This window comes from Ensifer sp. ENS09 (assembly GCF_014852425.1).
In the GTDB taxonomy this organism is placed as follows: domain Bacteria; phylum Pseudomonadota; class Alphaproteobacteria; order Rhizobiales; family Rhizobiaceae; genus Ensifer.
In genome coordinates this window covers 492,188-505,084 of the sequence record NZ_JACVBP010000003.1, presented here as the reverse complement: position 1 = coordinate 505,084, position 12,897 = coordinate 492,188, and the positions used below count along the sequence as shown (strand labels likewise).

The following is a 12,897-nucleotide window of genomic DNA, read 5'->3' as shown; positions in this document are numbered from 1 at the left end:
CGGCTCGCACATCGGCCTGCTTGCCGGGATCGTAAGTGGCATTATCGGTACTGGCTCCTCTATCATACTCGTCCCGGTGTTGGCCTATTTCTATGGGCTAAAAGAAGCTGTGCCTATAATGGCGGTAGCTGCCGTCATGGCGAACATTTCCCGGATTCTTGCATGGTGGTGGGAAGTTGATTGGCGAGCTGTGGCAGCCTATGCGGTTACTGGCGTTCCTGCAGCGGTTCTTGGCGCACGAACAATGCTTGTTCTGCCGCCAGGGGCAGTAGATGCGGCGATTGGATCATTCTTGCTCTTGATGATACCTGGACGTCGCTGGTTGGCCGCAAACCTTATCCACTTGCGATTACCTCATCTGGCCGCAGCCGGCATGCATCGGCTTTTTGACTGGGATCGTGGCCTCGTCGGGACCTGCTTCCGTACCGGTGTTCATCGGTTATGGTTTGACCAAGGGAGCCTTTATCGGCACCGAAGCTGCAGCTTCGCTCGCGATCTACACTACCAAAGCACTCACCTTTCAAGGATCGGGAGCACTTCCTTTTGTTCTTGTACTGAAGGGTCTTACGGTGGGGGCATCTCTGATGGTCGGTTCCTTCATAGCGAAACCTTTTCTTCTCCGCCTCACGCCAGAGGCTTTTCGCCATATCATGGATGCGCTGCTGGTAACTTCAGGACTCAGCCTGCTTTGGGGAGCGGCAGTCTAGGCAAGACGATAAGGCGCGAGCCGCAATCGGCTAGTTAGCGCCCATTATTGGCATTTTACCTGGGATTGGATGATTCCACGGTAACAGATCGCTGATCTGACTCTGCTTGTGGCCATTGACTATAGCAGTAAGCGTGGCGGTCAGGTCAGCCTGCGGATCGACATGGTTGACCACATTGGCCGTTGCGCGGTGTTGTCGCGCGATGGCGGGTGACGCTACGATATTTGGGTCTCTGCGCCACCCGTCACCGGTCACGCCCGATCATGCGACGGTCGAGTTCTGTCAATCACATCTGGCGGACGATCCATCTCGAACGCCATTTTTCCCAGTTTTGTCCAGACGTCGCGCGCTCGTTCGTCGTCCTCGCTGTGGAGGTTTCAACCATCCAGAATAGCGCTCGTAGATCATGGTGGAATGGCCGCATTCTTACACTTAAGAGCCAAACGACATTTGCATCTGCAAGCCGTACATTAAGCAAGCGGCCGATCGGATGGGATTTTAGCCCTTCGTCCATTCCGGTGCGAAGCCGATCCCGAGGCCGGCGGAGACGAGCGACACCAGCGAAAAGGTGTCCGGCTGCGCCTCGGCCTTTGCCGTAGAAGGCTATCAGGCGCCGGCCGCGGGGTTCACACTGCAACGTTCGTGGTCAAGTTTTTCTGCGCCAGCGTACCGGGATCGAGGAAACGGACCTTCAATCCGTTGAGCTATGCGCTTAGCGTACATGAGGAATTTCTGTTGGACTGCAATCCTCCCCGCGCCCAGTGAGCCATATGGGTGCTAAACTCGCTCCGCCTACCGGCGAGGTCTTTCTTTCCGGCACGAGAGTTCCCGTCGCTAGAGCCAGGCATCAGGATACTCCGAGAGGCACTGCATGAAAGCTGAAGAAATTTCGCTAAGGTATTCCGCTCTCCGGCCCGACGGCACTGTTGTGGAGATCGAGTTCAATCAGGAAATCGCCGCTTCGCTCGCGCGGCTTCCGGATGACCCTTCGCTTTACTTCGATCTGAGCGAACCACATCTCCTCGTTCCGCTCGAGCAGTTGGTCAACGCGCGTGCGCGCGAAAGAGGCATCGTCAATGCCAACCGCCACATGGTGGCGGCAGCGAAAGGCAGGCTGGAAAAACGCAAACCCCTCACTGTTCAGTCCTTAGGCAACGAGCTGTGGCTCGTGGTGGATGGCAATTCAACTCTGCTCAACGCGCGTCACTCTGGTTGGCGGGCGATACCTTGCTGCATGAGATGACCAGACACATCTGGATATCCCGCCATCGATCGAACGGGCACTCGCATGCTCGGGGGCCAATTTCACCGAAAAGCAGCGATTGCGTTGTGGAAATCCTCGCATTTCGCTCCACCTCGCTGGGACGCCGGATGACAACGGGGATCCGGGCGGGCGAGACTTCCCCGTCATCAAGAGGGGAAAAACAATGACAACAACCAACGAGATTGCAGACAAGATCGCGACCGAACACGGCTTGACCAAAGTCCAGAGCAAGGCGGTTGTCGAGGCGGTCTTCGCCGCCGTGACCGCGGCCGCTACATCCGGCGCCGAAACTTCGATTCCGGGGTTTGGCAAGTTCAAGGTCAAGGACACGCCTGAGCGGGAGGCGCGCAATCCGGCAACCGGTGCAACCATTAAGGTTGCTGCTGCGAAAAAACTGACCTTCGCGCCGGCCAAAGCTCTCAAGGACGCGCTGAACGGCTGATACGACTCGGAGGTTCGGGGCGAGAGAGCGCACCACCTCACGGTGATGCTAACTGGTCGCCTCGAACCTTAACGATTGCGGATTGTGCGGCAGAATCGGTCGGCTGACGCACTTGAGAGATGCGGGACCCGCGATGGCTTGGTCCCGCCGCACGCGGCTCCCGATGATACATTATGCGATCCTGGACGCACGAAACGGGAACAGATCAAGAAAAGAGCCCCGCGCTAAGGCGGGGCAGTCGCGCATCCCCAGCTTTGAAGGATGCGAGGGAACTCTGGGCGCAGAAGGGTTCAGCGAGCCTATGCCGCCGACACCTCCTGCTGAAGGAGCGCTGATCGCTTGCCACGATGAAGGTCGGCAGCGAAGGTGCAGGCAGCCGTATGCCCAGGCGAAAGCACCCTCGATGGCGGCAGCGCCTTGGCGCAATCGTCGACCGCGAGCGGACACCTCGTCCTGAAGCGGCAACCCGACGGCGGGTTTGTCGGGCTGGGTACCTCGCCGATCATCAATGGCCCCTTGCGGTGCTTCTCTATCCGTGGATCCACCTCGGGTGCGGAGGCCAGCAACATCTCGGAGTACGGATGGCTCGGGCGGTCATAGAGGTTTTGCGAGGGGCCATGCTCGACGATCTTGCCGAGATACATCACATAGACCCGCGAGGCCGCCTGCCGCACCAGCGCCAGATCATGGGCGATGAACAGGCATGCAACGCCTAGATCCTTCTGCAGCCGCAGGAAGAGGTTCATCACCTGGGCCCGGATCGAAAGATCGAGCGCGCTCACCGGTTCATCGCAGATCAGCACCCGCGGGTTAACTGCGAGCGATCTCGCAATCGCCACGCGCTGGCGCTGGCCGCCCGAGAGTTCGCGCGTGTGACGGTCTCGGACCGCGGATGCGAGGCCGACCTGATCAAGGAGTTCCTTTGTGCGACGATTGCGCTCATCCGGTGATCGGGTGCCGGCGATCACCAGCGCTTCATCGATCGCCTCTCCCACCGTCTGTCGGTCGTTCAAGGACGAATAGGGATCCTGGAAGACGTATTGCAGCGCCCGGCGGCTGTCGCGCAGAGCGGCTCCCGACAGCGCGCTGAGATCGACGCCGTCGAGCAGGACGCGACCGCTGTGTGCCTTCTCGAGCCCGACGATGGTGCGCCCGAGGGTCGACTTGCCGCAGCCGGATTCACCAACCAGACCGACGATTTCGCCCGGATAGAGTTCGATCGAGACATCATCGACGGCATGGACATATTTACCGCGCTGAACGCTTTTGAAGCGCGTCTGGAGGTTTTCGACTTTGAGAACGGGTGCTTGTGTCATGCGGCAGCCTTTCCTTGATTGACGACGGGGCACGCCACGAGAACGGCGCTGTCATCGGAGCGGACGAGCGGTGGGCGGCTGTTGCCGCATGCCGGGACGGCCAACGCGCAGCGCGGCGCAAGGGCACAGCCCTTGATCGGCGCACCGAGCGTCGGCGGGATACCGGGAAGCCCACGGAACTCCGAGCCGATCGGATCCTCCCGCCTCGGGATCGCGTTGATCAGGCCCCTGGTGTAGGGGTGACGCGGGGTTACCAGAACCTTGTCCACCGGACCGCATTCGGCAGCGCGTGCCGCATACATGACGACGATGTTGTCGGCAGCGCCCGCGACCACGCCCATGTCGTGGGTGATCAGCACCATCGCCATGTTCAGACGCTGCTGCACGTCCTTGAGCAAACGCAGGATCTGCGCCTGAACCGTCACGTCGAGCGCGGTCGTGGGCTCGTCGGCGATCAGGAGTTTGGGTTCGCCGGCAAGCGCGATGGCAATGACGATGCGTTGCCTCAGACCGCCGGAGAGCTCATGCGGGTATTGCCGAAGCCGTGCCGCGGGATCGGAGATGCCGACGAGCTTGACGAGTTCGAGCGCGCGCGCTTCTGCCGCTCTGGGCGTCATGTTCAGATGCAATTCTGCCATCTCGGCAATCTGCCGACCGATCCGGCGCACCGGATTGAGCGCGCTCATCGGGTCCTGGAAGATGAAGCCGACGGACTTGCCGCGCAGCTTCTGGATTTCCGCCTCGGGCAGGCCGATCAGTTCGCGGCCCTCAAGCTTCACGGAGCCGGAGAGCATCGTCGTCACACCGGTCGGCATCAAGCCGAGTGGCGCGAAATTCATCACCGTCTTGCCGCTACCACTTTCGCCGACGATGGCTAGACACTCGCCCTGTCGGACCGAATAGCTGACACCGTCGACGGGACGGACCGCCGATTTCGCGGTCAGCAAGTTGACCGTCAGGTTGCTGACTTCAAGGAGCGGTTGATCATGCATCGGAATTCTCCTTGCTCCAGCTTGCGACCTCGGCACGACGCATCGCGAGCATGCGTCTTGTGAGCGGTTTCGGAATGCGATTGAGTGCGATGGACTCGCCGAGCGTGTTGAAGCCGATGACGGCCATGGTGAGAGCAAAGCCTGGCAAAAGAACCTGACGCGGGTCGGATTCGAGATAGGGCAGCGCATCCACGAGCATCTGCCCCCACTCCGGTGTCGGCGGCTGGATGCCGAGGCCGAGGAAGCTCAACGTCGCAACCGCGAGCGCGGCCGTGCCGGCATCCGCAGTCGCATAGACCATCACCGAACCGATGGTGCCCGGTAGAAGGTGGCCGAAGTAAATGCGCCAAGGGCTGGCGCCGAGCACCCGCAGAGCCTCGATATGCGGCTTGCTCATGATGCTGACGGCGACCGCCCGGCTGATGCGGCCGCTCATCGGCCACCAGGCAAGCGCCAGCGCCAGCACCATCGTCCAGTAGCCGGGGCCGACGATGCCGATGACGGCGAGCGAGATGATCAGGCTTGGCACGGACAGGCCGACATCGACGACGCGCATCAGGAGGTCGTCGACCCAGCCGCGATGATAGCCGGCGATCGTTCCAAGCAGGATGCCGATGGTCATGGCGACGCCGAGGACAGAGCCGACGCTGACGAGCGAGGTGTTCGCAGCGATGATCAGGCGGCTGAAGGTGTCGCGTCCGAGGTGGTCGGTTCCCAGCCAATGGGCGGCGGACGGACCAAGCCCCGCATCCAGCAGGTTCTGGGCGCTCGGATCCTGGGGCGCCAACCAGGGCGCGAAGGTGCCAAGCGCAATGAAGAGGCCGATGGTGATCAGTGCCGCGCGCGGCATCTTGTTCAATCGGGCGAGGATAGGATTGAGCATGTTCATGATCAGCTCCATTGGCGACGGATGCGTGGATCGGTCAGCAGCACTGCCAGATCGACGATTAGGTTCACCACGATGAAGAACGTGAGGAAGATGAGCAGGCACGCCTGCACCACCATGAAATCGCGGAAGCGAACGCCAGCGAGGAAGTAGTCGCCCACACCCTGCCAGGCGAACAGTGGCTCGACGATGATGGCGGTTGCCGTCATCAGGCCGACCTGGGTGCCGAGCGCGTTGATGAAGATCGGCGTGATGTTTGGCAGCGCCTCGCGGAAGAGAATTTTGGTGCGGCCAAGGCCCTTGCTCTTTGCGGTCAGAACGAACGGGCTGGTCATCGACTCTTCCAGTCCCACCCGCACGACACGACTGAGAACGGCTGCCGGCAGAACCGCGATGGTGAGCCATGGCAGGATCCAGCTCTTCGGGCCGTCGAAACCGAACGATGGCAGGAGCTGGAAGCTGACGGAGAAGGCGTAGATCATCAGCGCGCCGACGAAGAAGGTCGGGGTCGATGCGCCGAGGAGCGCCAGACCGCGCGAAACGCGGTCCGGCAATTTGTAGGGCCAGAAGGCGCCGAAGAACCCGAGCGCAAGGCTGATGAGGGTGGCGATCACCGCCGAGCCCGCTATCAGCGTTCCGGTCACGAGCATCCGGTTTGCCAGATCCGCACTAACGTCCTGACCAGTCCGGTAAGAGATGCCGAAATCTCCGCGAACGGCATCCCCCAGCCAATCCACGTAGCGCATCAACAGTGGCTTGTTCAGTCCTATCTCTTCTTCAACTTGTTCAACATAACCCGGTGTGGCGACGGCTCCCCGCAGTTCGGCGATCAGGACGGCAACATTGCCGGGCGCCGACACGACGAGAGTGAAGCAAACCACGGACGCCATGAACAACAGGACCAGGGAATGCTTCAGCCGCTTGCTGATGAAGTGGATCAAGGTACGCTCCTATTCGTCCAGCAGAATGTTGTCGTAGGGCATGTCGTATTCGGTGACTGGGCTCATAAAGCCGTGGAGCCGCTTGGAATGCGCCCAGATGCTCGGCACGTAGACCAGCGGTGCAATCGCGTCGTTGTCCCTCAGCCAGTCGTAAACCTTCTGGATGGTCGGCTGGATCTGATCCCCGGTTGCCGCCGTCGCCGCATTGATCAACGGATCGAGGTTGACCGGATCCGTAACCAGCTTGCCTTCGACGTCATTCTTGAAAGTCGACAGGCAGAGCGCCACGATCGAGCCGAACGGATCGTATGGTGCGCCGTAGGTTAGGAAGAACCCGAGATCGTATTTCTGCTCCAGCATGTCGGTGTGCTTGGAGGCGTGGTCGACCGAGCGGATCACCAGATCGATGCCGATCTCCTTCATCTCCGACTGGATGACTTCGGCAATTACGCGCGATCCCGGCACGGCGTCCGGGCTGACGACCAGTTCGAGCGTCAGCGGCTTGCCGTCCTTGGACCTTATGGGACTTCCGGTCCAGCCGGCCTTTTCGAGCAGCGCCGCGGCGGCCGCAGCATCCCGGATCGGGGCATCATATTGCGCCCCGGCATAGGGCAAAGCGCCTGAGAACATGTTGCCGGCGGGCTTGGCGTAACCGTGGTAGAGCACCTTGGAGATCGCCGCGCGATCGATGCCGATGCTGATGGCCCTTCGCACCTGCGGGTCCTTGAGCGCCTCGGCGCGGTCGGGGTTGAACGCCATCACCAGCGTGACGTTGCCGGGATCGACGACGACGTTGAAGCCGGCCCCCTCGAGCTGCTTGCCCTCCTCCGGCGTCAGCGGCGCGATCCAGAAACCGCCGACCAGGTCGATTTCGCCGGCGCGCAGAGCCGCGACCCGCGAACGCGCATCGGGGATGACCTTGGCCTCGAGGCGCTCATAAGACGGCAACTGTCCCCAGTAGCCTTCGTGATGCTCGAAGACACTCTGGGTGTCGTCGGCGCTGACTTGGCGCCACGGCCCAGTTCCGACCGGGTCCTTGAACTTGCCATCGGCGCCGACCGACTTGGGCGAGAGGAACCGCGTCGGCCGCGTATAGGAGAGCTCCTGCATCAGCGCCAGGACCGGCTCCTTGAAATGAATGGTGATGTGGTAGTTGTCGACCACGTCCAGCGACTGGAAGTGCTTGGAGCAATTCATCCAACTGAACTGGTCGAGGCCCATCCAGCGTTCGAGGTTCCACTTGCAGGACGCGGCGTCGAACTTGGTGCCGTCCTGGAACGTCACGCCCTGGCGCAGCGTCAGGTGCAGTGTCTTGCCGCCATCCTCGATCTTCCAGTCGGTCGCCAGGCAAGGCTCGATCTGACCGCCTTTGCCATATTTGACGAGCGGCTCGAACATCAGATCCTGGATCGCCCAGATGGCATAATGGCTCTGCGGATCAAGATTGCCTGCGGGCTTGGCGATGGCGACGCGGAGCGTGCCCGCTGCACCCTGCGCATAGGCGATTTTCGACAGGGCACCCTGTGCGATGGCCAAGCCGATAGCGCCGGCCGCCCCTTGCAGGAACGTACGTCTGTTCACTGACATGAGTATTTCTCCTCCTGTTAGGCGCTCCTCGCGCCGTCGATACGAGCGGCCTCCACACCGTTTTGTATAGACAAAAAGAATATTCTCATGTATGCAATTATCCGTCAATATCGTATTCATCTTTGTCGACAAAATTGCCCACATCCGAAAAACCGAATGAACACCTGAAGGGAAGGCAGCGACGTCGGACGGCTTACCTGCCGTGGATCTCACGCTTCAACGCCTTGATTTTTCGACAATTTTGCATCCGCGAGCACGAGATGCTTTCGACAATATCGATGCGTATTGTGTACAATACGGGAGGACATAAATGCTGATAAAACTGATCAATCCGAATACAACGACGAGCATGACGGAGCTCATGGGTGAGACTGCTCGCAAGGTTGCAGCTCCTTCAAGCGAGATCGTCCTTGCGACGTCACGCTCCGGGGCCGCCTCAATCGAAGGACACTACGACGAGGCCTTGAGCGTGATCGACGAAATCACGAATGGAAAGCCTGCAGACGCCTACGTCATCGGCTGCTTCGGTGATCCCGGCCTGCTGGCCGCTCGCGAAATCACCGCATCACCCGTCCTCGGCATCGCCGAAGCGGCAATGCACGCCGCAACGTTCGTAGCGACGAGTTTCTCGATCGTCACCACACTTGAGCGCACCCGGATCATCTCAGAACACCTCGTCCGCAATTACGGTATGCAACACCACTGCCGTCGCGTGCGCGCCACGGACGTCCCGGTCCTTGAGCTTGAAGAGCTAGGTTCGAAGGCCGATGCCACAATCCTTGCGGAGTGCGAGAAGGCTCTGATCGAAGACCGCGCAGAGGCGATCGTGCTTGGCTGCGCCGGCATGTCGAACCTGGTGGAACGTCTGCAGCAACGGCTAGGTGTTCCGGTGATCGACGGCGTTGCCGCTGCGGTCAAGGTCGCCGAGGCGATCGTGGGCATGGGGCTGCGGACATCGAAGGTCGGGGACCTCGCCTATCCGCTGCCAGAAGCCTATGCCGGGAAACTCGCTGAGTACGCCCCGGCTCATCTGAAACTGCGCGAGACCAGCTTCCCAGCGCTCGCCACAGCGGTAAGGGGCTAGTCATGGAGTTCGATTTTGCCCAACTGCCTGAAAAGGAACGCTACCGGCTGCTGTGCAGCTTCGTCGGGCCGCGCCCGATTGCCCTGGTCACCACCGTCGATGACGCTGGCCTGAGGGACAGGAGCCGCCGGTCAACGGGTTCTGGTCGATGGCGCTCTACACTGCGGAGCACTTCTTCCACCCGAACGACCTTAAGCGGTATTCGCTCGGCACCAAGAACAAATCCCTGACGTGCAACGCCGACGGTTCGCTGACGCTATATGCCGGCGCGAAGAACCCCGGAAAGGACAAGGAAAGCAACTGGCTGCCGGCACCGGACGGCGCCTTCTCGCTCTACATCCGCGCCTATTGGGGCAAGGAAGGCATCCTCGACGGCTCCTGGCAGCCACCGAAGATCGAGGTGAAGTAGGGAGCAGAGCGCAGACTTGCTCTAACTCGGAGGGTCCCCGTCACGCATACGGGGACACTCTCGCCACGTTACATCTGGCAGGTCGGCGTATCCCGTCACCTTGAAAGGGTTCGAACCACCGAACCGCGCGCTTGATGCGCTAAGCCATTGAAACCCGATCAATTGATTTAAGCGGTACGCTAGCTGCAGCGTAACCCGCTATTATGGAACTGCTGATGGCAGGTGTTCTCGACGGCCGCGGCATGCTATAATTTTCCACCAAAAACATTATAACTTCCACTCTGTGGCCCCATTTGACGGTGAGCATGGCTTGTATTTCTCCCGGACTGCCGGGGCATTTTGTGATCCGTTGACAAAGTCAGGCGCAGTTATAATGTTTCATACAATGCATTATAACGAGAAGACAGCGATGAAACAAATCGACCTGATTTATCGGACGGCGTTCGCTGAACTCGCGCAGCGAACATTCGACGCTCAGTTCCAAGCCGACTTCCCCCTCGAGGGACGTTTCGTGACGGTCCCGGTCAAGGGCCGCAATTATTGGTATTTCGACCTTCCTACTCCCGAAGGCAAGGACAAACGAAGCTATGCCGGCCCCAAGGATGATGCAGAGATCTCGGCTCGAGTGAAGGCCCACAGGGAAATCAAGGATGACATTCGCGAGCGTCGGCGTCTCGTCAGTATGCTCCAGCGTAGCGGCGGCATGGCCTCCCCGGATCGCTTCGCGGGCGAGGTTACGAAGGCCCTTGCCGACGCTGGCCTTTTCCGTCTCAGGGCGGTCCTGATCGGCTCGGTGGCGTTCGGTTGCTATTCGGGCCTGCTAGGTGTCCGTCTCCCCAATACCGCCATCCAGACGGGTGATGCGGATTTCGCACAGGACTTCGCGATCTCGGCTGAGGTCGAGGACAGCCTGCCGCCCATTCTCGAGGTCTTGCATTCGGTCGATGAGACCTTCCGGGCGGTTCCGCATCAGGCCGACAAGGCAAAGGTTGCCGCCTTCACGAACTCGGTCAACTATCGCGTCGAATTCCTGACGGGCAATCGGGGATCGGACGAATACACGGGCAAACCCTCGCCTATGCCTGCCCTCGGCGGCGCGTCGGCGGAAAACGTCCGCTTTTTGGACTACCTGATCTACGAGCCGGTCAGGACCGTACTCCTGCATCGCGAGGGCGTGAGCGTGAACGTTCCGGCTCCCGAACGATATGCCGTCCACAAACTCATCGTGTCGTCCCGGCGTCTCAACGATGCGCCCGGACGTGCGAAGCGGGACAAGGACCTTCTGCAGGCCTCCCTGCTGTGTGAGGCACTCCAGGAGACGAAACAGGGCTACGTGCTGGCCGATGCCTACCGCGAGGCATGGGATCGCGGACCCGCGTGGCAGGAAGGGATTGCCGCGGGTCTTGCAATGATGCCGGACGACGGCAAGGCAGCGCTGGCGGTCGCTCTCCGCGTGAAGCCCGAAGAACTCGGTAAGATGTAAGGACGAGACGTGGAGGAGCTGCTGCGGTGGACGCAAGAAACGAGACAACATCTGCCAAATGTCGAGCGATTGCCTCGGAAGGGATGATATGGACGGCCCCACTTTGCCGTCACAAGTCCCATGCAGACCTGCCCCCAGGAGATCTCGGCGAAACGATGTCGGACTTCACGACCGCGCGAAACATCCGCTTACCAGGACCATCCGTCCGGCCGACCAATCGCCAAACACGCTGTGCGCAGCGTTGCCTCGATAGCGCCGCCAAGTTACAGCACTTTTTCATCGGCATAGGGATGACCGAAAATCTGCAGGCCGACCGGTAGGCCGTTTTCGGCCAACCCAGTAGGTAGAGAAAGTGCCGGGCACTGCGGCAAGAGGTTGAACGGGCAGGTCATGTCCAACCCGAGAAAACGCCCGTCCCGCGTATCGGCAACACGATGACGACCCTCGAATTTGTCAAATGTTGCCCGATAGTTGGTTTCGAGGAGTTGGAGGAATGCCGCCCACACACCTTCCCACCTTTGCTGATCGCGTGGGATTCGTAACAGAACTTTTTATGGTGCCGTTTGCCAAGTTTCAAGGTTCCCATGCCTATCTTTAGCCATCTGTTGCACTGAATGGATGGCAAACGCTCAGCTATGTCAGCCCACCAGCGGGAGCATTGGAATGAAAACACCGAATTCCGCGCATGGACATTTCTGCGGTCTTTGCGGTCAGAGAAAACCTACAAACGAACTTATGGTCTGCGACCTCGTTCGCCCCTCCATCACCGCGCTTCTGGATGCTTCGCACACGGATTGGCGGCGTACCGGCTGGGTCTGCCGCGGTCATGTCCAGGACTTTCGCCGCAAGGCCGTCGAAGACTTGATACTCCGTGAACGCGGGGAACTCACTGCACTCGACAAAGAGGTCATAGACAGCCTTGCCGATCACGAAACGCTCACGGAGAACACTGAGGAAAGCTACGATGAGGCCGAGACATTCGGCGACCGGGTCGCAGATCGGACGGCTTCATTTGCGGGATCCTGGGTCTTCATTCTTTCTTTCATTGCCATATTGGTCGTCTGGGTCGCAATCAACGTCATTCCAATGTTCACCTACGACCCTTATCCGTTCATTCTCCTTAATCTTTTCCTGTCGATGATCGCAGCGCTACAGGCGCCGTTGATCATGATGAGCCAGCGTCGGCAGGAAGAAAAGGACCGGTTGCGCTCGCAGAACGACTATCAGGTCAATCTGAAGGCGGAGCTGGAGATCCGGCATCTGCACGAGAAGCTAGATCATTTTCTCGTCGGACAATGGGAACGGCTATCGAAAATTCAACAGGCACAGTTTGAAATGTTGGAGGAGTTGTCTCAGCGAAAGGCATGACAACGCGCGCGGCCGAGGAACGCTCGATGCAGTAACAGCGCGATCGCAAGCCCCAACATGGTCTCGATGCCCACGGAGACGACGGTGAACACGCGCGTGTTGGCGGACGGCCCGCCAGAAGGTGGCGTCTTCCCAGACGGTTACGAAATTGGCGAAACCGACGAAATCATAGCTACCGGGATTGTCGAGATGGGCATCGAAAAAGCGAAGAGCACTGCACGGCTCAGCGGCGAGAAGGCCGATCGCCGAAGCGATCGACCTCATACGGGGCGGCAAGCCCGAGCCGCATTGCGAAGATCCGCATTCTCCGTCCGCAGTTTTTCAGCGAGCGTATTGCGCAGCCGCGCATTCTCTTCTTCGACCTGCAGAAGCTGGGCGGTTTCGTCCAGGGCCGAAACCGGCGCTTGTACCGACGATG

General features: G+C 60.0%; 12 protein-coding genes and 4 pseudogenes. 8 read left to right on the top strand and 8 right to left on the bottom strand.

Annotated features, from left to right (window positions below; genetic code table 11):
- Positions 1–10 precede the first annotated feature (10 nt).
- Positions 11–707: pseudogene (locus tag IB267_RS17400) on the top strand (sulfite exporter TauE/SafE family protein).
- A gap of 30 nt (positions 708–737) precedes the next feature.
- On the opposite strand, the pseudogene IB267_RS17395 reads toward IB267_RS17400, so the two are convergent.
- Positions 738–878: pseudogene (locus tag IB267_RS17395) on the bottom strand (transposase domain-containing protein); the annotation flags it as partial.
- Positions 879–1,208: 330 nt separating this feature from the next.
- Positions 1,209–1,280: pseudogene (locus tag IB267_RS33945) on the bottom strand (transcriptional regulator); the annotation flags it as partial.
- 298 nt (positions 1,281–1,578) lie between these two features.
- Here IB267_RS33945 and IB267_RS17390 point away from each other — a divergent pair.
- Positions 1,579–1,950 carry a hypothetical protein gene (locus IB267_RS17390; RefSeq protein ID WP_192448723.1) on the top strand — a complete coding sequence of 124 codons (372 nt, stop codon included), beginning with the start codon at positions 1,579–1,581 and terminating at the stop codon, positions 1,948–1,950.
- A 184-nt stretch (positions 1,951–2,134) separates the two neighbouring features.
- Positions 2,135–2,413, top strand: a complete 279-nt coding sequence (locus IB267_RS17385; RefSeq protein WP_042778458.1) for an HU family DNA-binding protein — start codon at positions 2,135–2,137, stop codon at positions 2,411–2,413.
- A gap of 299 nt (positions 2,414–2,712) precedes the next feature.
- Here the strand turns inward: IB267_RS17385 and IB267_RS17380 are convergent, their stop codons facing one another.
- From IB267_RS17380 to IB267_RS17360, 5 genes are read right to left on the bottom strand one after another with little or no spacing between them, the layout of a single operon-like run.
- On the bottom strand, positions 2,713–3,729 hold the full coding sequence (locus IB267_RS17380) for an ABC transporter ATP-binding protein (protein ID WP_192448722.1): 1,017 nt from the start codon (positions 3,727–3,729) through the stop codon (positions 2,713–2,715).
- Positions 3,726–4,721: an ABC transporter ATP-binding protein gene (locus IB267_RS17375; RefSeq protein WP_192448721.1), complete on the bottom strand. Its 996-nt coding sequence runs from the start codon at positions 4,719–4,721 to the stop codon at positions 3,726–3,728. The genes IB267_RS17380 and IB267_RS17375 overlap by 4 nt, the downstream gene beginning before the upstream one ends.
- Positions 4,714–5,622, bottom strand: coding sequence for an ABC transporter permease (locus IB267_RS17370; RefSeq protein ID WP_192448720.1), 909 nt, complete (start codon positions 5,620–5,622; stop codon positions 4,714–4,716). The genes IB267_RS17375 and IB267_RS17370 overlap by 8 nt, the downstream gene beginning before the upstream one ends.
- Positions 5,613–6,548: an ABC transporter permease gene (locus IB267_RS17365; RefSeq protein ID WP_192448719.1), complete on the bottom strand. Its 936-nt coding sequence runs from the start codon at positions 6,546–6,548 to the stop codon at positions 5,613–5,615. The genes IB267_RS17370 and IB267_RS17365 overlap by 10 nt, the downstream gene beginning before the upstream one ends.
- A gap of 9 nt (positions 6,549–6,557) precedes the next feature.
- On the bottom strand, positions 6,558–8,135 hold the full coding sequence (locus IB267_RS17360) for a nickel ABC transporter substrate-binding protein (protein WP_192448718.1): 1,578 nt from the start codon (positions 8,133–8,135) through the stop codon (positions 6,558–6,560).
- Between the two features lie 310 nt (positions 8,136–8,445).
- Between IB267_RS17360 and IB267_RS17355 the strand changes: the two genes are divergently transcribed.
- From IB267_RS17355 to IB267_RS17345, 4 genes and pseudogenes are all read left to right on the top strand, one after another.
- Entirely contained in the window at positions 8,446–9,219 is a 774-nt protein-coding gene (locus tag IB267_RS17355; RefSeq protein WP_192448717.1) for an aspartate/glutamate racemase family protein, read from the top strand.
- A gap of 2 nt (positions 9,220–9,221) precedes the next feature.
- Positions 9,222–9,329, top strand: a pseudogene (locus IB267_RS33355) (flavin reductase family protein); the annotation flags it as partial.
- Between the two features lie 38 nt (positions 9,330–9,367).
- Positions 9,368–9,628, top strand: coding sequence for a DUF1214 domain-containing protein (locus tag IB267_RS17350; RefSeq protein ID WP_246810687.1), 261 nt, complete (start codon positions 9,368–9,370; stop codon positions 9,626–9,628).
- Between the two features lie 409 nt (positions 9,629–10,037).
- Positions 10,038–11,111 carry a GSU2403 family nucleotidyltransferase fold protein gene (locus tag IB267_RS17345; protein WP_192448716.1) on the top strand — a complete coding sequence of 358 codons (1,074 nt, stop codon included), beginning with the start codon at positions 10,038–10,040 and terminating at the stop codon, positions 11,109–11,111.
- A 263-nt stretch (positions 11,112–11,374) separates the two neighbouring features.
- On the opposite strand, the gene IB267_RS33940 is transcribed toward IB267_RS17345, so the two are convergent.
- Positions 11,375–11,617, bottom strand: coding sequence for an amidase family protein (locus IB267_RS33940; RefSeq protein ID WP_371742557.1), 243 nt, complete (start codon positions 11,615–11,617; stop codon positions 11,375–11,377).
- A 157-nt stretch (positions 11,618–11,774) separates the two neighbouring features.
- On the opposite strand from IB267_RS33940, the gene IB267_RS17335 reads away from it, so the two are divergent.
- Positions 11,775–12,479 carry a DUF1003 domain-containing protein gene (locus tag IB267_RS17335; RefSeq protein ID WP_210335899.1) on the top strand — a complete coding sequence of 235 codons (705 nt, stop codon included), beginning with the start codon at positions 11,775–11,777 and terminating at the stop codon, positions 12,477–12,479.
- Positions 12,480–12,897: the final 418 nt, after the last annotated feature.

What these genes read in the sequence shown, in the direction of transcription:
- IB267_RS17390 (WP_192448723.1), top strand. Translation starts at nt 1,579, where the DNA reads ATGAAAGCTGAAGAAATTTCGCTAAGGTATTCCGCTCTCCGGCCCGAC.
- IB267_RS17385 (WP_042778458.1), top strand. Translation starts at nt 2,135, where the DNA reads ATGACAACAACCAACGAGATTGCAGACAAGATCGCGACCGAACACGGC.
- IB267_RS17380 (WP_192448722.1), bottom strand. Translation starts at nt 3,729, where the DNA reads ATGACACAAGCACCCGTTCTCAAAGTCGAAAACCTCCAGACGCGCTTC.
- IB267_RS17375 (WP_192448721.1), bottom strand. Translation starts at nt 4,721, where the DNA reads ATGCATGATCAACCGCTCCTTGAAGTCAGCAACCTGACGGTCAACTTG.
- IB267_RS17370 (WP_192448720.1), bottom strand. Translation starts at nt 5,622, where the DNA reads ATGGAGCTGATCATGAACATGCTCAATCCTATCCTCGCCCGATTGAAC.
- IB267_RS17360 (WP_192448718.1), bottom strand. Translation starts at nt 8,135, where the DNA reads ATGTCAGTGAACAGACGTACGTTCCTGCAAGGGGCGGCCGGCGCTATC.
- IB267_RS17355 (WP_192448717.1), top strand. Translation starts at nt 8,446, where the DNA reads ATGCTGATAAAACTGATCAATCCGAATACAACGACGAGCATGACGGAG.
- IB267_RS17350 (WP_246810687.1), top strand. Translation starts at nt 9,368, where the DNA reads ATGGCGCTCTACACTGCGGAGCACTTCTTCCACCCGAACGACCTTAAG.
- IB267_RS17345 (WP_192448716.1), top strand. Translation starts at nt 10,038, where the DNA reads ATGAAACAAATCGACCTGATTTATCGGACGGCGTTCGCTGAACTCGCG.
- IB267_RS17335 (WP_210335899.1), top strand. Translation starts at nt 11,775, where the DNA reads ATGAAAACACCGAATTCCGCGCATGGACATTTCTGCGGTCTTTGCGGT.